Origin of the sequence: Erythrobacter sp. WG (assembly GCF_026586795.1) — a bacterium.
Classification (GTDB): Bacteria; Pseudomonadota; Alphaproteobacteria; order Sphingomonadales; family Sphingomonadaceae; genus Erythrobacter.
Genome location: NZ_JAPFGY010000012.1, coordinates 40,190 through 60,303 on the forward strand (window position 1 = coordinate 40,190; position 20,114 = coordinate 60,303).

Below are 20,114 nucleotides of genomic sequence, written 5' to 3' on the forward strand. Positions count from 1 at the left end.
TGCATAAATGCAGAAGTTTACGAGGGTAGCGCGGGGTTTGGAGCGTCAAACAGCGGGGTGCGCTTAGGTTCCCGCACGTGATGTTGCAAGACGCCCATCACCCCATAGCGGTGCAGCGCGATTGCCGATCGCGCGCGCCTCGCCTAGGACTTCGGGCGATGGTCGATTCACCGCCAACCCCCGGCGCGCGCGATGCGGACCCGCAGGACGTCGTGATCGTCGGCGGGGGCCTCGCGGGCGGGCTGATCGCGCTGGCGCTCCACCGCCAGGTGCCGGGCTCCCGCTTCGTGCTGATCGAGGCGGGGCGCACGCTCGGCGGCCACCACCGCTGGAGCTGGTTCGAGACCGACATCCGTCCGGGCGCACGCGCGCTGATGGCGGGCTTTACCCTCAATGGCTGGGACGAGGGCTACGACATCGCCTTCCCCGGCCTCGCCCGCACCTTGCCCACCGCCTACCGCTCGCTCGCCAGCGCCGAGTTCCACCGCGCGCTCATGGACGAGCTCCCGGCCGAGCGGGTGATGCTGGAGACGAAGGCCGAGGCGCTCGATGCCGGCGGCGTGACGCTCGCGGACGGCACGCGGATCGCGGCGCGGCGGGTGATCGACTGCCGCCCCTTCAAGCCGTCCGAGGCGCTCGCCGGGGGGTGGCAGGTGTTCCTCGGCCAGCATTTCCGCTGCGACAAGCCCCACGGCCTCACCCGCCCGGTCATCATGGACGCCGAGGTCGACCAGGTCGCCCCCCACGGCAACGGCGAAGCCTACCGTTTCGTCTATGTCCTGCCCCTTTCGCAAGACGAGGTCTTCGTCGAGGACACCTACTATGCCGACCAGCCGAAGATGGACGCGGGCGTGCTCAAGGGCCGGGTCGCCGCCTATGCCAAGGCGCATGGGTGGACGGGCGAGGTGATCGACCAGGAGGCGGGCATCCTCCCCGTGATCTCGGGCGGGGACTTCGATGCCGCGCTCGCCGAGGTCAGCATCCCCGGCGTCGCGCTGGCGGGGGCGCGCGGGGGCTTCTCGCATCCGCTGACCAGCTACACCCTGCCCTTCGCGGTCGAGAACGCGCTCGCCATCGCCCGGCTGCTGGCGCGGCGCCCCGACGTGACGGGGCAGGAGCTCGCCGCTTTCTGCCGCCGCCGGGCCAAGCGCCACTGGCGCAGCACCGCCTATTACCGGATGCTCAGCCGGATGCTGTTCGAGGCGGCGGAGCCCGGCAAGCGCGTGGTGGTGTTCGAGCATTTCTACGCCCTGCGCGGCGCGCTGGTCGAACGCTTCTACGCAGGCCGATCGACCTGGCCCGATCGGCTGCGCATCCTCACGGGCAAGCCGCCCGTAGCTATCCCGCGCGCCATCCGCGCGCTGTTTTCTTCAGGCAAGCCATTGAACACGGAGACCCCGGCATGAACGCCGATGCGAAGCTCAACCTTTCAGGGGCGAAGGGCGTGAACCCTGCCCTCGCCGCACGCTACGACGGCCGCACCGCCTGCGTCATCGGCTCGGGCTTCGGCGGGCTCGCGCTCGCGATCCGGCTGCAATCGGCGGGCATCGCGACGACGGTCATCGAGAGCCGCGACAAGCCGGGCGGGCGCGCCTATTTCTGGGAGCGCGACGGTTTCACCTTCGATGCCGGCCCCACGGTCATCACCGATCCCGCCTGCCTTCAGGAGCTGTGGCAGTTGACCGGCCACGACATCGCCGAGGATGTCGAGCTGATGAAGGTCATGCCATTCTACCGCCTCAACTGGCCCGACGGCACCAATTTCGACTATTCGAACGACGAGGCGCAATTGAACGCCGAGATCGCCAAGCTGAACCCGGCGGACGTCGCGGGCTATGCGCGCTTCCTCGAATATTCGGAGCGCGTCTACAAGGAAGGCTACCTGAAGCTCGGCACCAAGCCCTTCCTCGACTTCAAATCGATGCTCAAGGCCGCGCCCGCGCTGATCAAGGAGCAGGCGTGGCGGAGCGTGTACGGCATGGTCGCAAGCTATGTCGAGAACGAGAAGCTGCGCGAGGCTTTGAGCTTCCACACGCTGCTGGTCGGCGGCAACCCGATGAACACCTCCTCGATCTACGCCCTGATCCACAAGCTGGAGAAGGACGGCGGCGTGTGGTGGGCGCGCGGCGGCACCAACCGGCTGGTCGCGGGGATGGTGCGCCACTTCGAGCGGCTGGGCGGCACGATCCGCATCGGCGATCCGGTGGTGCAGGTCCACACATTGGGCACCCGCGCGACCGAGGTCGAGACGAAGAGCGGCTTCCGCCAGCGCTTCGACGCGGTCGCCTCGAACGCGGACATCATGCATTCCTACAAGGACCTGCTGTCGGGTTCCGAGCGCGGGCGCAGCATGGCGAAGTCGCTGAACCGCAAGAGCTTCTCGCCAAGCCTCTTCGTGGTGCATTTCGGGCTGGAGGGCACTTGGCCCGGCATCCCGCACCACATGATCCTGTTCGCCAAGCGTTACAAGGGCCTGCTCGACGACATCTACAAGAACGGCGTGGTGCCGGAGGATTTCGCGATCTACCTCCACCACCCGACCGTCAGCGATCCCAGCATGGCGCCGGCGGGCAAGAGCACCTTCTACGCGCTCGTCCCCGTCAGCCACATGGGCAAGATGCCGCTCGACTGGGACGAGGTCGGCCCGCGCCTCGAAAAGATGATCCTCGACGAATTGGGCCGCCGCCTGATCCCCGACATCCACAGCCGCATCGTCACCAAGTTCAGCTATGCTCCCAAGGACTTCAAGGCCGATCTGAACGCCCACATGGGCAGCGCCTTCAGCTTGGAGCCCGTGCTGTGGCAGAGCGCCTGGCTGCGCGGCCACAACCGCGACGACGTGATCGACAACTACTACCTCGTCGGCGCCGGCACCCACCCGGGCGCGGGCATCCCGGGCGTGGTGGGGAGCGCGAAGGCGACGGCCGGCCTGATGCTGGAGGACCTGGCGAAGGTGGGCGCATGAGGGGCCTCCCCGGAACGGGGAGGGGGACCATGCGCAGCATGGTGGAGGGGCACCCCGCGTGATTTCCGGCCCGCGCGACACGGTGAAGCGTGCGCGCAAGCTACGCAGCGAGATGTCGCTGCCCGAAACGATCCTCTGGCGGGAATTGCGCAAGCGGCCCGGGGGCCACAAGTTCAGGCGGCAGCACCCGGCAGGCCTGTTCGTGCTCGATTTCTACTGTGCCAAGGCGCGGCTCGATATCGAGGTGGATGGCTGGGTGCACGACAATCCGGCGCGCGCACAACAGGATCGAGACCGGTCCCATTTTTTGCGCTCTCAGGGGATTGCGACAACGCGTATCCCGGCACAAAGGGTGCTCGAAAACGTGGAAGCTGTCGTTAGGCGGATTGTCGTGATTTGTGACGAACGAATTGAGAAACTGGTGGTGCCCCTCCACCATGCTTCGCATGGTCCCCCTCCCCGTGCCGGGGAGGATCGGTCGTGAAACGCCTCGCCGTCTATTGCGGCTCGGCCTCGCCCGAGGATCCGCGTTACGTCCAGCTCGCCTATGATGTCGGCGCGGAGCTTGCCCGCCGAGGCATCGGGCTCGTCTATGGCGGAGGCAAGCTTGGCCTCATGGGCGCGGTCGCCAAGGGGGCCAAGGAAGCAGGCGGCCATGTCATCGGCATCATCCCCGAAGCGCTGGTCAAGGCCGAAGTCGCCAACCATGAGTGCGATGAACTCGTCACCGTCAGCGGGATGCACGAGAGGAAGCAGCGTTTCACCGACCTCTCCGATGGCTTCGTCACCATCCCCGGCGGGGTGGGCACGATGGACGAGCTGTGGGAGGCGATCAGCTGGGCGCAGCTGGGCTATCACACCAAGCCCGTCGGCCTGCTCAACGCCTTCGGCTTCTACGACGATCTGCTCGCCTTCTACGCGACCATGGCCAAGGTCGGCTTCGTGCGGCCCGCGCATCAGAACATCCTGATCGCCGCAGACACGATCACCGATCTGCTCGCCAAGATGCAGGCCTATCAGCCCCACACCCCGATCTTCCGCATGAAGGCCGAGGAGCTCTAGGCACCCTGATGGCGGTCGATGCCAACACCCGCGCAGCGCTGGTCGAGCACGCGCGCCTGTCGATCAAGAAGGGGTCGCAGAGCTTCTCGGCGGCCGCCCGGCTGTTCGACAAGGAGACCCGCGAGCGCGCCTGGTTGCTCTACGCCTGGTGCCGCCGGGCGGACGACATTGCCGACAATCAGGACATGGGCGGCGAATTGGGCGACCAGTCGGACCTCACCGAGCGCCTCGCCCTGATCCGCCGCCTGACTGCGCTGGCCTTCGCGGGCGAGCCGACCGGCGACCCGGCCTTCGACGCATTGGGCGTGGTGGCGGCAGAAGTCGGCCTCACCCCGCAGATGGCCGAGGACGTGATCGCCGGCTTCCAATTGGACGCCGAGGACTGGCGCCCGCGCACGGAAGGCGACATGCTGCGCTACTGCTACCATGTCGCGGGCGCGGTGGGCGTGATGATGGCGGTGGTGATGGGCGTCTCTCCGCAAGACCAGGAGACGCTCGACCGCGCCAACGACCTCGGCCTCGCCTTCCAGCTCTCCAACATCGCGCGCGACATCGTCGAGGATGACGCGGCGGGGCGCTGCTATCTGCCGATCGAATGGCTGGTCGAGCAGGATATCGAGCCCGGCCAGCATACCAAGCCGCACCACCGGCAGGAACTCGCCGAAATGGCCGCGCGGCTCGTCGCCCTCGTCGAGAAGCACGAGGCGGCGGCGCGGGTGGGCGCGGCGAAGCTCCCCTTCCGCAGCCGCTGGGCGGTGCTCTCCGCCGCGCGCATCTACGGCGCGATAGGCAGGAAGGTCCGCGCGCGCGGGCCCGAGGCGTGGAACTCCCGCACCTACGTGCCGCGCGCGGAGAAGGCGCTCTATGGGGTGCGCGCCTTCCTCTCGGCAGTGCTCAACCGCGAGAAGATGCCCGAGGGCGGGATCGACTGGGGGATTGCGGATTACCGGCCACGCTGAGCCCGTCTCCGTTCGCCTCGAGCGAAGTCGAGAGGCCGCTCGAGGTGTCTCGACTGCGCTCGACACGAACGGGGGGCGGGGCTAACCAGCGCCCATGAAGACCTTCACGCTTACCGCCCTCGCCCTCACGGCAGCAGCGCCGCTCGCCGCCGCGCCCTCGCCCGAGCACGCCGCCGTCATCGCTGCGGTCGACGGCTTCTTCGTCGCCCTGCGCAGCGACGACAAGGCCGCGCTCGCCCGCGAGATGGACCCGCAGGGCCTGATTACCATTCACCACCGCATGAACCCGGCCGCGCCGAAGATCATCTTCGTGCCGGTCGCCGATCACCTGCGCAACTGGCTCACATCCGCACCCGATGTCGACGAGCGGATGCGGTACGATAGAGTGCTGGTCGATGGCGACATGGCGCAGGTGTGGGGCCCCTACCGCTTTATCGCGGGCGGCAGGACCACGCATTGCGGGGTCAATTCGCTGAGCCTCGTGCGGGGCGAAAGTGGCTGGAAGGTCGCCAACACCAGCTTTTCCATGGTCCCGCCCGACCAATGCGAGGCACTCGGCGCGCCGGAGGTTCCTGCGCAATGATCACCAAGCTCCTGATCGCCAACCGCGGCGAGATCGCCTGCCGGATCATGCGCACGGCGCGCGCGATGGGGATCGCGACCGTCGCGGTCTATTCCGATGCCGATGCCAAGGCGCTGCATGTGCGCTCCGCCGACGAGGCGGTGCATATCGGCCCCTCGCCCGCTGCCGAAAGCTATCTTGTCGGTGCCAAGATCATCGCGGCGGCAAAGCAGACGGGCGCGGATGCGATCCATCCGGGCTACGGCTTCCTCTCGGAGAACGCCGACTTCGCGCAGGCGGTGATCGACGCAGGGCTGATCTGGGTCGGCCCAAAGCCCGCCAGCATCCGCGCGATGGGCCTGAAGGACGCGGCCAAGCAGTTGATGCGCGCAGCCGGCGTGCCGGTGACGCCGGGCTATGACGGCTCGGACCAGTCGGTCGAGCGGCTGACCAAGGAGGCCGAAGCGATCGGCTACCCCGTCCTCATCAAGGCCGTCGCGGGTGGCGGCGGCAAGGGGATGCGCAAGGTCGATGCCCCCGCCGATTTCGCCGCCGCGCTCGAAAGCTGCCGCCGCGAGGCCAGGGCCTCCTTCGGCAATGACGAAGTGCTGCTCGAAAAGTGGATCACCTCGCCCCGCCATATCGAGGTGCAGGTGTTCGGCGATGCCCATGGCAATGTCGTCCACCTGTTCGAGCGCGACTGCTCGCTCCAGCGCCGCCACCAGAAGGTGATCGAGGAAGCCCCCGCTCCAGGCATGGACGCGGCCACCCGTGAAGCGATCTGCGCCGCCGCCGTGCGCGCCGCCAAGGCGGTCGATTACGAGGGCGCAGGCACGATCGAATTCATCGCCGACGCGAGCGAAGGCCTGCGCGCCGACCGCATCTTCTTCATGGAGATGAACACCCGCCTTCAGGTCGAACATCCTGTCACCGAGGAGATCACCGGGGTCGATCTGGTGGAGTGGCAGTTGCGCGTGGCGAGCGGCGAGGCGATCCCGCAGAAGCAGGAAGACCTCGCGATCAATGGCCACGCCATCGAAGCGCGGCTCTATGCCGAGGACCCGGCGAAGGGCTTCCTGCCGAGCACCGGCACGCTCGAGATGTTTGCCATCGACGACGGGTATGCCCGGATCGAGACCGGCGTCGCGCAGGGCGATGCGATCTCGCCCTTCTACGATCCCATGATCGCCAAGATTGTCACCCATGCCGAGAGCCGCGAACAGGCGATCTGGCGCATGGAGGATTGCCTCAGCGAGCAGCTCGTCTTCCCGGTCAGGACCAACGCACCGTTCCTGCTGCGCGCGCTGCGGTCGGAAGAGTTCATGGCGGCCCGGCTCGATACCGGTCTGATTGGGCGCAATCCGGAATGGGCCGATGCCGTGTCGCCGTCGCAGGCCGCGCGCGATCAGGCAGCACAGGCGATGCTGCACCGGGAGACCGCTGATGCTGCGGTGAGAACGCCGGGCTTCCGCCTCAACGCGCCTGCCCGGAGCGAGGTCGCGATGATGCTCGGCAACGCGGTCGTGACGGGCGACGCCGCGCGGCCCCCTGCCGGGGTTCTGCAATACGACGATGGCGAGACCGTGTGGCTGAACGAGGCAGGCGAGACCTTCGCGCTGCGCCCCTTCGCGGCGCGTGGCACCGGCCAGGCCTCCGCCGCCGACGGTGCGATCATCGCGCCGATGCCGGGCAAGGTCATCGCGGTCGATGTCGCCGAGGGTCAGTCGGTCACCGCCGGGCAGCGGCTCATGGTGCTCGAGGCGATGAAGATGGAGCACGCCCTTGCCGCGCCTTTCGATGGCAGGGTCGAGGGGCTGGCCGTCAGCGCCGGCGGGCAGGTGCAGGTCGAAGCGGTGCTCTGCCGGGTGGTGCCCGAATGATCCTCCCCTTCAGGGGAGGGGGACCACCGAAGGTGGTGGAGGGGCGGGCCACGCCGCACCCTCGCTCGCCCCTCCACCATTCTGTGCATGGTCCCCCTCCCCCAGTGGGGGAGGGTTGATGAACTGGGCCAAGGAACTCGAAGAATTGCGCGCCCGCGAGGCGCTCGCCGAAGAGATGGGCGGCGCCGACAAGGTTGCGCGGCAGCACTCTCGCGGGAAGATGGACGCCCGCGCGCGGCTCGCCGCCTTGTGCGACGAAGGCTCCTTCCGGGAGATCGGCAAGATTGCGGGCAGCGCCAAATATGACGCCAATGGCGACCTTGCGCACGTCACCCCCGCCCCCTTCCTGTTCGGCAAGGCCCTCATCAATGGCCGTCCGGTGGTCGCCACGGCTGATGATTTCACCATCCGCGGCGGCGCGGCGGATGCGGGGATTTCGCGCAAGATGGTGCAGGCCGAGATGATGGCGCACCAGCTCAAGCTCCCGATCATCCGCATGATCGACGGCACCGGGGGCGGCGGCAGCGTGAAAACGCTCGAACAGATCGGAGCGACCTATATCCCCGCCGTGCCCGGCTGGGGCGATGTGGTGACCAATCTCGACACGGTGCCGGTGGTCGCGCTGGCGCTGGGGCCGACAGCGGGCCTCGGCGCGGCGCGGACGGTGGCGAGCCACTATTCGATCATGGTGAAGGGCCTCTCGCAGATCTTCGCAGCGGGCCCGGCGGTGGTCGACGGCCTCGGCGATGCCTACCGGGGCGATGCCGCCAACCACGAGGAGGCGAAGGAAGCGCTCGGCGGCAGCGCGATCCACACCCGTAACGGCGTGGTGGATGACGAAGTCGCCAGCGAGGCCGAAGCCTTCGCCCGCGCGCGGCATTTCCTCGGCTTCATGCCCGAATATGTCGGCCAGCCCGCGCCGCGCACGGCTTGCGATGATCCTGCGGACCGGCGCGAGGAGGCGCTGCTCTCCCTCGTCCCGCGCGAGGAGAAGCAGGTCTACTCGATGCGCCGCTGTCTCGACATGGTGTTCGATGCCGGCACCGTGTTCGAGATCGGCCGCCACTGGGGCCGCGCGGCGATCACCGCATTGGCGCGGCTCGACGGCTGGCCGGTGTTCGTCATCGCCAGCGATCCCAGCTATCTCGGCGGCTCGTGGGAGGCGAAAACCAGCGAGAAGGTCGAGCGCTTCGTGCGCCTCGCCGACCAGTTTCGCCTGCCGATCGTCCACCTCGTCGACAACCCCGGTTTCATGATCGGGCGCGAGGCGGAGATGGCGGGCACGATCCGCTACGGCGTCAATGCGATGAACGCGATCTACCGCGCCACCGTGCCACTCGCGAGCGTGGTGCTCCGCCGCGCCTATGGCATCGCGGGGAGCGCCATGAGCAATGCCGACCGGTATCAATACCGCTATTGCTGGCCGAGCGGCGACTGGGGGAGCCTGCCGATCGCGGGCGGGCTGGAGGTCGCCTACAAGGCCGAGCTGGAAGCCTCGGACGATCCCGCCGCGCTGCTGGAAGAGATTCGCGCCCGCCTCGCCAGGGTCACCTCGCCCTTCCGCTCGGCCGAACGCTTCAACGTCGAGGACATTATCGACCCGCGCGACACACGGCCCCTGCTGTGCGAGTTCGCGGGGCTGGCGTGGCGCAGGCTGGGGGCGGAGACCTAGTCCTCCGCCACCGGCGGGCCGAACAGGCGCCCGCGCTCGGAATAGAGCACCAGCGCGAGGCACGCGAGCGCCGAGAACAGCAGCGCCGCCGCCAGAGGCCGAGCGGTGCCGTCATAGGCAAAGCCGATCCCCGCCCCCAGCGCCGCCCCGATCCCGCCGCGCGCGAAGCTCTGCGCCGAGCTCGCCGCGCCCGCGATGTGGCGGAAAGGCTGCATCGCGATCGAGCCGAAGTTCGCCCCGATGAAGCCCAGAAGGCTCATGTTGGCCGCCATCAGCGGAACGAAGACAGCGAGGCTCTCGTCCGGCTGCCAGGCGTAGTAGAGCTGCGCCGCCGCCACGAGGATGAAGGCGAGGATCGCGCTGTGGCTCACCCGCCGGGCGCCGAAGCGCTCGACGATCCGCGAATTCGACCAGTTGGCAATCGCCATCGCCACCGCGCACAGCGCGAAGATCAGCGGGAAGCGCTCGCCCGCGCCGAAGGCCTCGCCGATCAGTTGCTGGGCGGAATTGATGAAACCGAACAGCGCGCCGAACACCAGCGCTCCGCCGAACACGTAGCCCGCCGTCGCCCGCGAGGCGAGCGCGCTGCCCATGTCCCGCGCCAGCGGCGCGAGGCGGATCGGGTGGCGGTCCTCCTCGTGCAGGGTCTCGGGCAGGCGGGCGTAGATCCAGCCGGTCATCGCCACGCCCGCCGCCGCCATGCCGACGAAGATGAAGCGCCAGTCGCCCAGCACGAGCAGGATCGCCTGCCCGATGCTGGGGGCGATGGCGGGGACGACCATGAAGATCACGAAGATGAGGCTCATCAGCCGCGCCATGCGGTCCCCGCCCACCCGGTCGCGGATGATCGCCGGGGGAAGCGCGATGATCCCTGCGGCGAAGAAGCCCTGGAAGCCGCGCAGGGCGACGAGCGTCCAGTAATCCTGCACCACCGCGCAGATCAGCGACAGGACGACATAGACCGCCAGCGCCACGAACAGCACCGGGCGCCGCCCGTAGCGGTCGGCGAAGGCGCCGGGCACCAGCGAACCGATCCCGCCCGCAAACAGATACACGCCGACGATCAGCTGGCGCTGGTTGCCCGCCGCGCCCAGATCGCTGCCGACCTGCTCGAGCGCGGGCAGCACGGCATCGATACCGAAGGCATTCAATGCCATCAGCATCGCCATCATCCACATCAGCTCGCGCTCGCCGAGCGGCTTGCGCGCGGCGGGGCGTCCGGGCGTGACAGAGGCGGGGGAGCTGACCATCACGGTGCCCTTGCCCGCGCGCTCACCCGATGACAAAAGTTCATTTCGCATCTGCACAATATGGTGCGCGGGCCGGATCGTTCCAGCAAAAGGTTCCTTCGTGCGCCCCAAGGTTCTATTCGTGCGCCATGGCAAGCGCCGCGCCGCCCGAGGACGATGAAGAGGCCGCCTTCGGTCTCAGGAAGATCATCCATGTCGACATGGACGCCTTCTTCGCGAGCGTCGAGCAGCGCGACAATCCGGAGCTTCGGGGCAAGCCGGTGGCGGTCGGCGGGGCGGGCGGGCGCGGGGTCGTCGCCGCCGCGAGCTACGAGGCGCGCAAATTCGGGGTGCGGAGCGCCATGCCCTCGGTCACCGCCAGGCGGCTGTGCCCCGACCTCATCTTCGTGAAGAGCCGCTTCGATGCCTACAAGGAAGCCAGCCGCCAGATTCGCCGGGTGTTCGAACACTACACGAGCGTGATCGAGCCGCTGAGCCTCGACGAGGCCTATCTCGACGTCACCGACGACCGCCTCGGCATCGGCAGTGCGACGCGCATCGCCGAGCTAATCCGGCAGGAAATCCGCGCCAAGACGCGGCTGACCGCGAGCGCGGGGGTGAGCTACAACAAGTTCCTCGCCAAGCTCGCCAGCGACCAGAACAAGCCCGATGGCCTGTGCGTGATCCGCCCCGGCGAGGGCGCGGGCTTCGTCGCCGGGCTGCCGGTGCGCCGCTTCCACGGGGTCGGCCCGCGCGCCGAGGCGCGGATGCAGGCGCTGGGCATCGCCACAGGCGCGGATCTCGCGGCGAAGGACATCGCCTTCCTGCGCCAGCACTTCGGCAGCATGGGCGATTATCTCTACCGCGCGGCGCGGGGCATTGACCTCAGGCCCGTGCGCGCGCACCGGATCAGGAAATCGGTGGGCGGAGAACGCACCTTCTCCGAGGACATCGGCAGCGGCGCCGCCTTGCGCGACACGCTCGAGACCATCATCGACATCGTCTGGGAGCGGATCGAGGCCGCCGGGGCCAATGGCCCGCCGGTCCGCGGGCGGACGGTGACGCTCAAGCTCAAGTTCACCGATTTCCGGATCATCACGCGGGCCGCCTCGCTCGACCGCTACGTCAGCGGCAAGGCGGAATTCGGCCGAATCGCCCGGGGCTTGCTGGAGGCGGAGCTGCCCTTGCCCAAGCCGATCCGGCTGATGGGCCTCACCCTGTCGGCGCTGGAGGGTGTGGAGGCGGAGCGACCGGCAAGGGACGAGGCGCAGCTGCGGCTGCTGTAGCTGGCCCGAGGCCCTCATCAACCCGTTCGTGTCGAGCGAAGTCGAGACACCTTGTGCAAGGGGGCCTCTCGACTTCGCTCGAGGCGAACGGGATGCGGTGCCGTGCCTGCAAGCCAGACGGACGAGGCTCAGCTCAGCCCACCCCCCGCCCCCGCCACGCGGCGATGCGGGTGCGGGTGTGGCGGCCGAGCGGCTCGGGCAGCGAATGCGGCGGGAAGAAGCGTGCTTCCACCACCTCGCGGCCGTCGGGGCGCGGCTGGCGGTCGCACACGCCGGCGAAGATGTGCGCGGTGTGGGGGGAGCCCGACAGCACCTCCTCGATCACCGCGACGCGCTCCATCCGGGCAAGATCGATGCCCAGTTCCTCGCGTATCTCGCGCCGCGCGCATTCGAGCGGGTCCTCGCCGCGTTTCAATCCGCCGCCGGGCAGCGCCCAGACCGGCGGGCCGTAGGAATGCTTGAGCAGCAGCACATCGCCGCTGAGGTTGGTGACGATCACGCTGACCCCGGCGATCGGCGCCTTGCGCCAGCCCCGCCAGCGATGGCGCAGCCGCGCGGCGAGCGGCAGCAGCGCGCGGTGGAGCGATGCGGGCAGCAGGTTCGGCATCGGCTCGGCTCAGGCGAAGGCGGTGACCGGAATGCCGCGCGCGCGGGCGGCCTTCATCAGGCGTGCGACCGGCAGGTCGTTTGCGCCCCTTACCGCCGCCTCGAACACCGCGCGCTTGTCCGCCGCCCCGCCGAGCGTGAACAGCAGCGCATCGGTATCGACGAGCGCGGGGATGGTCAGCGTGATGCGGTCGAAGGGCGCATGGGCGGGCAAGGGATCGGGGGTCAGGCGGCGCACCGCCCGGGCATCGCCGATCTGCGGATCGGTGTTGGGGAACAGCGAGGCGATGTGCCCGTCCGGTCCCATGCCGAGCCAGGTGAGCGCGAAATGCGGCGGATCGGCATCCTCGGCGAGCGCGACCACATCGGCGCCCTCGGGCGCAAGCAGCGCGCGGATCTTCCCCGTGTTCGAGGCCTCATGATCCTCGGGCACGATGCGGTCATCGTTCGGCCAGACCGCGCGGCCGATCCACTCCACCTCGCCGGTGGCGATCAGCGCCGAGAGGATGGGGAACGGGGTCGATCCGCCCGGGATGGTCACGGCGCCCGGAGCAACCAGGCGCCCCGCGAGCCAATCGGCGATGGCATCGACGCCCGCGCCCTCGATGATCGTGATGTCGGCCATGGCCTCGTGCATAGCAAACGGGCCGCTCCCGGCAACGGGAGCGGCCCGCGCGAGATCACTGTGCGTCGACGTGACGCTCGTTCAGGAACGAGCTCAACATCCACACGCGCTCTTCGGCGAAGTCGGTCCAGTCGTCGAGCAGACCGTCGGTGGCGTTGTCGCCCGCTTCCTCGGCGAGTTCCTTGAGCTTCTTGAGGCGAGTGATGACCTTGACGTTGTCGTCGCGCAGCTCGTTGATCATGTCCTCGGCCTTCAGCGCGGTGCTGTCCTGGTCCTTGATCTGGCTGTGCTTCGACACCGAGCCGACCGAGGTCAGCGTATCGCCGCCCTGCTTGCGCACGCGCTCGCCGATCACGTCGATCTGGCCCTGGATCTGGTCCGCCTGCTCGTCGAACAGCAGGTGCAGGTCGCGGAAGTGGCGACCGATGACGTGCCAGTGGAAGTTCTTGGTCTTGATGTAGAGCGCGAAGTGATCGGCAAGCAGGCCGTTGAGCTCGTCGATCAGCGCGGCCTTCGAATTGTCCTTGGTGTCTGCCATTACAGGTCTCCGTCAGGGGGTTGTTGAGAGGGTTCTTGATTCGCCGATATATCGTGGTTTGCGGGCCGCACGAACATGGGTTGGGGTCGCAAAAATCATGCTGTCCGTGATCGGCGGCGGCGATCAGACGGGCGCAAAGCGCGCGTCGAGCCCGACGAAGAGGCCCGCCACCAGCAGCAACGCGGCGAGCACGCGGCGCAGGGGGCGCAGAGGCCAGCGGGCGAGCCCCCCGGCGCCGAGCGCCCAGCCGACCGTCACCGCCCCTGCCCCGCCGAGCGCCCCGCCCAGTCCCGCTGCGACCGGCGCACCGCTCCATGCAGCAAGCGCGACGATGCCGAAGCGCGCGCCGTCGCCGATCTGGCGGGCGAGGAGGACGATCAGCACCGGGAACAGCGACCGCGTCGGCTCGCGCGGGGGCCTTGGCGCGAGGGGCCAGGCGAGCTCCACCGCCGCCGCCACGAGCGCGAAGGCGACGAGCATCTGCCGCGCCCGGCCCGGCAGCAGCGCGGCGAAAGCGGCGCCCGCCCAGGCCATCGCGGCAGCGGCAAGGCAGGCAGAGAGGATCGCCACCACAAGCAGCGCCCCGCTGCGCCCCAGCGCATCGGCCCAATGCGCCACCATCCACTGATCGCGCCCGCCGCTCGCCAGCGCGAGGACAAGCAGGAAGGCGAGCAGGAAGCCGTCCACCCGCGTGCCCGGCCTCAGGCCGTCCAGGGCCCGGTGATCGCCAGCGTCATGGCGGGCGAATAGACGTTGACGAACAGCCACTTGCCGTCGGGCGAGAAACACCCGCCGGCCAGCTCCGTCTGCGCCTTCAGCAGCGCGAGGGTGTAGGCGCGCCCGTCCGGGGTGATGCCGCGGATATGGTTCTCCTTCACCTCGGTGTACTGGTCCTCGCACACGATCAGGTGGCCGCTGGGGGCGACGGTGAGGTTGTCGCCGAAGTTGAACTGCTCGGTGCTCTCGCTCTCGAAGAACAGCTCGATGGTGTCGGGCTTGCCGGCCACCCCGGGGGAAAGCCTGAAGATCTGGCCGAGCTGCTTTGCCCCGCCGCTGGTGCAGCAGGCATAGACCTCGGCCTGCCCGCGCTTGATCCCCATGTGGAGCCCCTCGCCCCGCGCCACCAGCGCCGCGCCCTTGGCCGCGGCGCGCAGGCGCAGATCGTCCTGCGGGGCTTCGACATCGTCGCAATCGATCCACGAGACCCGGTAGGGCTTGCCCACCGGCATGGCGGGAGAGGTCCAGTTGCGGGTGTCCGCCAGCCCCTCGATCACCATCGCCTGCAACCGCCCGCCCTCGGCCAGCTTGCCGGGGGTGCGGGGGAGGAAGCGGTAGAGCACCGAATCGTCGCGGTCCTCGGTCATGTAGACGATGCCGGTAGCCGGATCGACGCAGGCGGCTTCATGGTTGAAGCGGCCCATCGCCTTCAGAGGCACCGGATCGACGAGGCCGCGCGCGCTCGCCGGAACCTCGAAGACCCAGCCGTGGTTCTGCTCGAGCCCCTCGCCGTAGCGCTGGCCGGGGCCGGTCGGCGCCTCCTCGCAGCTCAGCCAGCTGCCCCACGGGGTGACTCCGCCCGAACAGTTGCGGATCGTGCCCCCAAGGCTGCGGAACTGGCGCTTCACCGCAAGGCTCGCCGCGTCGAGGACGATGGTGGTGGTGCCGCCGGGCACTAAGACGCCGTCCTTCCTTCCGAAGCCCTTGGCAATCGGCCCGCCCGCGTCGTGCTGCGGCTGGAGCTCGTGGTTGCGCACCAGCGCCAGCTCGCCCCTGCCGAGGTCGAAGCAGCCCATCCCGTCGGCGCGGTCGGGCACGGTGCCGCCGTCGTCCATCCGGTCGCCGAGGCGCGAGAGGACGCGGTAGGTGAAGCCCTCGGGCAGGTCGATCAGCCCGGCCGGATCGGGCCGCAAGGGGCCGTATCCGGCGAAGCTGCCCGGCTTCGCCGGCGCGCGGGCAAGGCGGCCCTCGCCCGAGGTCATGCAGCCACTGGCGGCGAGCCCGGCAAAGGCGGAGGCGGTGGCGCCGAGGAAACGGCGGCGGTCGGGCGTGGGGAAGCGCTGGATCATGCCTGCGCCTCTAACGACCTTCGCCGAGCGCCGCCAGCACCTCGTCCCAGCGCACGAATTTGAAGTTCTGCGCGCGCGGGGCGTTCATCCCGTCCTGGGCGATGAACAGGCCGCCGGGAAAATCGGGGCCGAAGGCGCGGTTGTCGAGCTCGATCCCGTCGGTCTCCTCGACACTGCCGAAGGTGCCCGCAGCGATGCGGAAGCGGCCGACCGGCGTCATGCCCGGCAGGCGGAACAGCGCATAGGCGTTGTCCCCTTGCGAGGAGGCGACGAGGTAGCCGCCGTCGGCGCCCTCGGGCGCGAGCGCAAGGCCCTCGACATCGGCGACCAGCATCTTGTTGTCGACGCGCGCCACCATGCGCTTGGCGCCGCTGGTCATGTCGATCGCCCAGATCCCGGCGTCCTCCTCGCCGATGTAGAGCGTGCCCGTGCGCGGGTCGGCGACGCAGCCTTCGACCTGGGTCGGCACCTTGGCGAGCACGGTGGTCTGGCCGCTGGCATCGAATGCGCCATCGGCCTCAAGGATGCGGGTCCGATAGATGATACCCTCCTTGGGCGCGCTGAAGGCGATCACGCCGTCACTTCCCGCAGGCTTGACGAGGCAGATGCCGTAGCCCTCACCCGGGCCGACTGCGATCCTGCCCGCCTCGCTCAGCGTGCCCGTGGCCGGGTCAAGGAGGGCGATGAACAGCCGCACCATCGCAAGGTCGCTGCGGTCGCTTGCCACCACCAGCACGCGGCCATCGGCAAGGTCGACAAGATCGACATTGTTGAGGCCGGGCCCGGCGAGGAAGCTCTTCTGCGCGCCCTTCAGATCGTAGACGTAGAGCCCGCCCTTCTTGTCGGTGCCGACGATGAGGCTGGCGGCGGGATCGGCCGGATTGCGCCAGATCGCCGGGTCATCGGCGGCATCCTCGCGCGCGGTGCCGACCGGCGGGGTCTCGGCGACGGCGGTGACGGTCACGGCCGGATCGCCGGTGATCGCCGGCACCGTGGCGCAGGCGGCGGTCAGCCCGAGCGCGACGGGCGCGAGGCCGCGAAGGGATCGAATCATGTGTAACGGGCCCCCGTGGAGTTGCGTCGCCGCCGCCTAGGCATGGCGCATGACAGAAAGACGACACGCCGCATCGGACGGCTGGCACCGCGCGCGCGATGCGCCTAGCCTTGCGGCAAGGACCAACAGGGAGAGGAACGGGCGATGCGGATCGAGGCGGGCATGGCGGCGGTGGTCACCGGCGGGGCAAGCGGGCTCGGCAAGGCGAGCGCGGCGGCCTTCGCGGCAGCGGGCATGAAGGTCGCAATCTTCGACATCAACGACGAAGCGGGCGAGGCGCACGCGCGCGACATCGGCGGGACCTTCCACCATGTCGACATCATGGACGAGGCCAGCGTCGAGGCAGGTTTCGCCGCCGCGCGCGCCGCGCACGGGCAGGAGCGCGTGACGCTCCACTGCGCGATGGCGTCGCGCCGCGGCAAGACGGTCGGCTGGGACAAGGAGGCCGGCGCCTACAAGCGCCTTTCCACCGAGGACTATGCCTTCGGAGCCGAGGGCATTCTCATCGCAAGCTACCGGGTGGCGAGCATCTCGGCGCTGGGCATGGCCAACGCCGATCCGGTCAATGACGATGGCGAGCGGGGCTGCATCATCCTCACCGCCAGCGTCGCGGCGCAGGACGGGCAGATCGGGCAGGTGATCTATGGCAGCTGCAAGGCCGGGGTGAACGGCCTCGTCCTGCCGATGGCGCGCGATCTGATGGACCTCGGCATCCGGGTCAATTCGGTGATGCCGGGGATCTTCGCCACCCCGCTGATGCTGGGAATGAAGGACCGCAATCCCGCCATGTGGGCGCAATTGAACGCCAGCGTGCCCTTCCCCAAGCGCCTCGGCGAGCCCGAGGAGTTCGCCTCGCTGGTGCTCGAGATCGCGCGCAACAGCTACATCAACGGACACCAGTTCCGGCTGGACGGGGCGATCCGGATGCCGCCGAAATAGCGCACGCCGATGGGCGGACATAGCTGGCGCGATCACGCGCCAGGGCGGTGCCGGCACCGCCCCGGGGTGCGCCCGGACCTCGGAATTCCGACTTCTGTATCTAAGAATATTCTAAGGTTCATACCCTTGATGAAAGTAAATATGCAATAGTTGCATTTGTCTCCCGCGTGCAACACCAATGAAACAATGAGGTGCGCGCACAAACATTGGGAATTGTGCGATGTTCCCGTTCGTCTATTGGCTTTTGTTGCTATGCAACAGGCGCAGCGGAAACAATAGAACGGCCGGGCACAGCACGCAGGCGGAACGATCCCACCTCTCTTTCAGGAGCGTTCCATATGACCATTCGTTTTGCTTTCGCCGCTCCGGCGCTGACCCTGGGATGTGCCCTGTCGGCCCCCGCGCTCGCACAGGGACCGCAAAGCGCCGCGATCGATGCTGCGGCCACCAACATCGTGGTGACGGGTGCGGGCAAGAGCACCGGGGGCGATATCGCCACTCTCGACCTGACCAGCCCCGCCGCAGCCGCCAGCACTGCGGCGATTCCGGTCGGCAACGGAGCGGGCGCTGTCGATATCGGCGTGTCGAGCGTCGTCGCGGTGGCCGCTGCGGCAGCGGCGCAGGGCGCACCGCCAGCGCGCGACGAGCGGTTCTCCGTGGTGCTCAACCAGGACAGCTTCTTCGGCTTCTACCCCACCTTCAACGGCCTCATCCCGGTGAGCGAGAAGGTCGATTTCAGCTTCTACGGCATCATGTGGACGACCTCGGACTTCTCGAGCGCGACCGGCTTCGGCTCTGACCTGTGGACCGAGTTCGGCATCGGTGCGAACTTCTATGCCGCCGACGGCAAGCTCCAGATCAAGCCGCAGGTCGGCATCACCAACGGCGCGCTGCTGTCGCGCGGCAATCTCGGCCGCGGGCCGCGCAACACCACCACCACCCTCAATGGCGGCAACACCTTCGACGGCATCGTGCCCAGCCTCACCGTCAACTACAGCGACGACAAGTTCGAGGGCGAGTTCTACGCCGGCTACTACGCCGCGCTGCGCAACCGCTCCGAGAACGTCGGGGCGCTCGACTTCCTGCACACCTGGATCAACGCGGGCTACAAGTTCTCGAAGAACTTCTCGGCCGGCGGACACATAGAGTTCCTCGCCAACACCCGCGTCGACCTGCCGCGCGCGCGCGCCCCGAACGTCTACCAGTGGTTCGGACCCTATGTGCAGTTCTCCGCCAAGAACGGCTTCTTCGCCCGCTTCACCGGCGGCGTCGAGGAAGGTGGCGGCGCGGGCGGCAACCGGGGCGATTTCTACAAGCTCGCGGTCGGATTGTCGTTCTGACCCACTGACCCTGCGGCGCTGAAGGGGCGCTGTCGCCGGACATCGGCGGCAGCGCCCTTTTGCATGGGCATGAGGCGGACTGCGGCGGGGCGACAGACGCCTACGCAAAATCAAATATATCTATCTGCGACGTGTTGCAGCAATGTCACGCAACAAGATGATAATTTGCAGCGCTTCCACATTCACTTTGTGCGCGCAGCAGAGCTGGATGATCTTGCGGCCCGACGTGACGGGGACCCGATTCTATCGGAGAAGAAATCCTGCACGCCGCGCAGGTGGAACGATCCAAACCTCTTCATGGAGCGTTCCTTATGTTCATTCGTCTCGCCCCGGCCCTCTCGGTCGCCGCGCTCGCCACCTGCCTTGCCACTCCCGCTCTCGCGGCCGAGACAGACGCCGCGATTCCCGGCCCGGTCGATGCCACGGCGAACCCCGCCGACGGCGCGGAGGATACCGCCGCAGCGCCGCTCATCCGCGCGATCCCGCCGATCGATTACGACAAGGCCGCCCGCGCAGAGGACGCGGAGCCCGCCTTCACCGTCTCCGGTTCGGCGACGATCACCACCGACTACCGCTTCCGCGGGGTCTCGCAGAGCGACAACGGCTTTGCCGTGCAGGGCGGCCTCACCGTCTCGCACACCAGCGGCGCCTATGTCGGCCTGTGGGCCTCGAACCTCGCCGGCTGGGGCACCTTCGGCGGCCCCAATCTCGAGCTCGACCTGATCGGCGGCTTCAAGTTCCCGGTCGGGCAGGGCACCGCCGACGTCGGCCTCGTGTGGTACATGTACCCGGGCGGCGCGGCGACCACCGACTTTGCCGAGATCTACGCGAAGCTCTCGGGCGCTGTCGGACCGGTCTCGCTGACCGCCGGCGTCGCCTATGCGCCGCCGCAGGAAGCGCTCGGCAACGTCTACCCGACCGGCGCGCGCTTCGTCGCCGGCCGGCCGCGCAAGCCCGGCGATACCGAGCCCAACCTCTACCTCACCGGCGATGCGGTCTATGCCATCACCGACACGCCGGTGAGCCTCAAAGCGCATATCGGCTATTCGGACGGCAACCCGGGCCTCGGTCCCAACGGCACCAGCGTGGCCCCGACCGGCACCTATTTCGACTGGCTGCTCGGGGTCGACGTCACCCCGATCGAGCACCTCACCTTCTCGCTGGCCTATGTCGATACCGACATCAGCCGGGCGCAAAGCGCCTACCTGCTGCCCAACTTCGCGGCGCTCGACGGGGATTCGATCGCGGGCGCCACGGTGGTCTTCTCGGTCACCGCTGCGTTCTGATCGGCACCCGATCCATCGGGAGGGGCGCTCCGCCAGCCGGCGGGG

Annotated in this window: 19 protein-coding genes; 12 read left to right on the forward strand and 7 right to left on the reverse strand. The window is 68.5% G+C overall.

The window, feature by feature from the left end; translation table 11 throughout:
• Positions 1-158 precede the first annotated feature (158 nt).
• From crtY to OPU67_RS08110, 8 genes are all read left to right on the forward strand, one after another.
• Positions 159-1,406 (forward strand): lycopene beta-cyclase CrtY, encoded by a 1,248-nt coding sequence (gene crtY, locus OPU67_RS08075; protein WP_267619025.1) that lies wholly within the window; start codon positions 159-161, stop codon positions 1,404-1,406.
• A complete protein-coding gene (locus tag OPU67_RS08080) occupies positions 1,403-2,965 on the forward strand; it encodes a phytoene desaturase (protein WP_267619026.1) in 1,563 nt (520 codons plus the stop codon). Before crtY ends, OPU67_RS08080 begins: the two co-directional genes overlap by 4 nt.
• A gap of 58 nt (positions 2,966-3,023) precedes the next feature.
• Complete coding sequence (locus tag OPU67_RS08085; RefSeq protein ID WP_267619027.1) at positions 3,024-3,449, forward strand: endonuclease domain-containing protein; 426 nt, start codon at positions 3,024-3,026, stop codon at positions 3,447-3,449.
• Positions 3,446-4,027, forward strand: coding sequence for a TIGR00730 family Rossman fold protein (locus OPU67_RS08090; protein ID WP_267619028.1), 582 nt, complete (start codon positions 3,446-3,448; stop codon positions 4,025-4,027). Before OPU67_RS08085 ends, OPU67_RS08090 begins: the two co-directional genes overlap by 4 nt.
• Positions 4,028-4,035: 8 nt before the next feature.
• Positions 4,036-4,986, forward strand: coding sequence for a phytoene/squalene synthase family protein (locus OPU67_RS08095; RefSeq protein ID WP_267619029.1), 951 nt, complete (start codon positions 4,036-4,038; stop codon positions 4,984-4,986).
• Between the two features lie 94 nt (positions 4,987-5,080).
• Positions 5,081-5,569: a hypothetical protein gene (locus tag OPU67_RS08100; protein WP_267619030.1), complete on the forward strand. Its 489-nt coding sequence runs from the start codon at positions 5,081-5,083 to the stop codon at positions 5,567-5,569.
• A complete protein-coding gene (locus OPU67_RS08105) occupies positions 5,566-7,428 on the forward strand; it encodes an acetyl/propionyl/methylcrotonyl-CoA carboxylase subunit alpha (protein WP_267619031.1) in 1,863 nt (620 codons plus the stop codon). Before OPU67_RS08100 ends, OPU67_RS08105 begins: the two co-directional genes overlap by 4 nt.
• A gap of 118 nt (positions 7,429-7,546) precedes the next feature.
• Positions 7,547-9,100, forward strand: a complete 1,554-nt coding sequence (locus OPU67_RS08110; RefSeq protein WP_267619032.1) for an acyl-CoA carboxylase subunit beta — start codon at positions 7,547-7,549, stop codon at positions 9,098-9,100.
• Here OPU67_RS08110 and OPU67_RS08115 read toward each other — a convergent pair.
• Positions 9,097-10,350, reverse strand: coding sequence for a multidrug effflux MFS transporter (locus OPU67_RS08115; protein ID WP_267619033.1), 1,254 nt, complete (start codon positions 10,348-10,350; stop codon positions 9,097-9,099). The two genes, OPU67_RS08110 and OPU67_RS08115, sit on opposite strands and share 4 nt — an antisense overlap.
• A gap of 128 nt (positions 10,351-10,478) precedes the next feature.
• Here OPU67_RS08115 and dinB point away from each other — a divergent pair, with 128 nt between their 5' ends.
• Complete coding sequence (gene dinB / locus OPU67_RS08120; RefSeq protein WP_267619034.1) at positions 10,479-11,615, forward strand: DNA polymerase IV; 1,137 nt, start codon at positions 10,479-10,481, stop codon at positions 11,613-11,615.
• Positions 11,616-11,748: 133 nt separating this feature from the next.
• Here dinB and OPU67_RS08125 read toward each other — a convergent pair whose 3' ends face one another.
• From OPU67_RS08125 to OPU67_RS08150, 6 genes are all read right to left on the reverse strand, one after another.
• Positions 11,749-12,222 carry an NUDIX hydrolase gene (locus OPU67_RS08125; protein WP_267619035.1) on the reverse strand — a complete coding sequence of 158 codons (474 nt, stop codon included), beginning with the start codon at positions 12,220-12,222 and terminating at the stop codon, positions 11,749-11,751.
• Between the two features lie 9 nt (positions 12,223-12,231).
• Positions 12,232-12,846: a 6-phosphogluconolactonase gene (locus OPU67_RS08130; protein ID WP_267619036.1), complete on the reverse strand. Its 615-nt coding sequence runs from the start codon at positions 12,844-12,846 to the stop codon at positions 12,232-12,234.
• Between the two features lie 55 nt (positions 12,847-12,901).
• Positions 12,902-13,384, reverse strand: coding sequence for a Dps family protein (locus OPU67_RS08135; RefSeq protein ID WP_267619037.1), 483 nt, complete (start codon positions 13,382-13,384; stop codon positions 12,902-12,904).
• A 123-nt stretch (positions 13,385-13,507) separates the two neighbouring features.
• Entirely contained in the window at positions 13,508-14,071 is a 564-nt protein-coding gene (locus OPU67_RS08140; protein ID WP_267619038.1) for a hypothetical protein, read from the reverse strand.
• Positions 14,072-14,085: 14 nt separating this feature from the next.
• Positions 14,086-15,450: an alkaline phosphatase PhoX gene (locus OPU67_RS08145; RefSeq protein ID WP_267619039.1), complete on the reverse strand. Its 1,365-nt coding sequence runs from the start codon at positions 15,448-15,450 to the stop codon at positions 14,086-14,088.
• A gap of 10 nt (positions 15,451-15,460) precedes the next feature.
• On the reverse strand, positions 15,461-16,504 hold the full coding sequence (locus OPU67_RS08150) for a phytase (protein ID WP_267619040.1): 1,044 nt from the start codon (positions 16,502-16,504) through the stop codon (positions 15,461-15,463).
• 144 nt (positions 16,505-16,648) lie between these two features.
• Here OPU67_RS08150 and OPU67_RS08155 point away from each other — a divergent pair, with 144 nt between their 5' ends.
• The 3 genes from OPU67_RS08155 (at position 16,649) to OPU67_RS08165 (ending at position 20,069) form a co-directional block, all read left to right on the forward strand.
• A complete protein-coding gene (locus tag OPU67_RS08155) occupies positions 16,649-17,443 on the forward strand; it encodes an SDR family oxidoreductase (protein ID WP_267619041.1) in 795 nt (264 codons plus the stop codon).
• A gap of 338 nt (positions 17,444-17,781) precedes the next feature.
• Positions 17,782-18,783: a DUF6733 family protein gene (locus tag OPU67_RS08160; RefSeq protein ID WP_267619042.1), complete on the forward strand. Its 1,002-nt coding sequence runs from the start codon at positions 17,782-17,784 to the stop codon at positions 18,781-18,783.
• A gap of 311 nt (positions 18,784-19,094) precedes the next feature.
• A complete protein-coding gene (locus OPU67_RS08165; RefSeq protein ID WP_267619043.1) occupies positions 19,095-20,069 on the forward strand; it encodes a TorF family putative porin in 975 nt (324 codons plus the stop codon).
• Positions 20,070-20,114 lie beyond the last annotated feature (45 nt).

What these genes read in the sequence shown, in the direction of transcription:
- crtY (WP_267619025.1), top strand. Translation starts at nt 159, where the DNA reads ATGGTCGATTCACCGCCAACCCCCGGCGCGCGCGATGCGGACCCGCAG.
- OPU67_RS08080 (WP_267619026.1), top strand. Translation starts at nt 1,403, where the DNA reads ATGAACGCCGATGCGAAGCTCAACCTTTCAGGGGCGAAGGGCGTGAAC.
- OPU67_RS08095 (WP_267619029.1), top strand. Translation starts at nt 4,036, where the DNA reads ATGGCGGTCGATGCCAACACCCGCGCAGCGCTGGTCGAGCACGCGCGC.
- OPU67_RS08100 (WP_267619030.1), top strand. Translation starts at nt 5,081, where the DNA reads ATGAAGACCTTCACGCTTACCGCCCTCGCCCTCACGGCAGCAGCGCCG.
- OPU67_RS08105 (WP_267619031.1), top strand. Translation starts at nt 5,566, where the DNA reads ATGATCACCAAGCTCCTGATCGCCAACCGCGGCGAGATCGCCTGCCGG.
- OPU67_RS08110 (WP_267619032.1), top strand. Translation starts at nt 7,547, where the DNA reads ATGAACTGGGCCAAGGAACTCGAAGAATTGCGCGCCCGCGAGGCGCTC.
- OPU67_RS08115 (WP_267619033.1), bottom strand. Translation starts at nt 10,350, where the DNA reads ATGGTCAGCTCCCCCGCCTCTGTCACGCCCGGACGCCCCGCCGCGCGC.
- dinB (WP_267619034.1), top strand. Translation starts at nt 10,479, where the DNA reads ATGGCAAGCGCCGCGCCGCCCGAGGACGATGAAGAGGCCGCCTTCGGT.
- OPU67_RS08125 (WP_267619035.1), bottom strand. Translation starts at nt 12,222, where the DNA reads ATGCCGAACCTGCTGCCCGCATCGCTCCACCGCGCGCTGCTGCCGCTC.
- OPU67_RS08130 (WP_267619036.1), bottom strand. Translation starts at nt 12,846, where the DNA reads ATGGCCGACATCACGATCATCGAGGGCGCGGGCGTCGATGCCATCGCC.
- OPU67_RS08135 (WP_267619037.1), bottom strand. Translation starts at nt 13,384, where the DNA reads ATGGCAGACACCAAGGACAATTCGAAGGCCGCGCTGATCGACGAGCTC.
- OPU67_RS08145 (WP_267619039.1), bottom strand. Translation starts at nt 15,450, where the DNA reads ATGATCCAGCGCTTCCCCACGCCCGACCGCCGCCGTTTCCTCGGCGCC.
- OPU67_RS08150 (WP_267619040.1), bottom strand. Translation starts at nt 16,504, where the DNA reads ATGATTCGATCCCTTCGCGGCCTCGCGCCCGTCGCGCTCGGGCTGACC.
- OPU67_RS08155 (WP_267619041.1), top strand. Translation starts at nt 16,649, where the DNA reads ATGCGGATCGAGGCGGGCATGGCGGCGGTGGTCACCGGCGGGGCAAGC.
- OPU67_RS08160 (WP_267619042.1), top strand. Translation starts at nt 17,782, where the DNA reads ATGACCATTCGTTTTGCTTTCGCCGCTCCGGCGCTGACCCTGGGATGT.
- OPU67_RS08165 (WP_267619043.1), top strand. Translation starts at nt 19,095, where the DNA reads ATGTTCATTCGTCTCGCCCCGGCCCTCTCGGTCGCCGCGCTCGCCACC.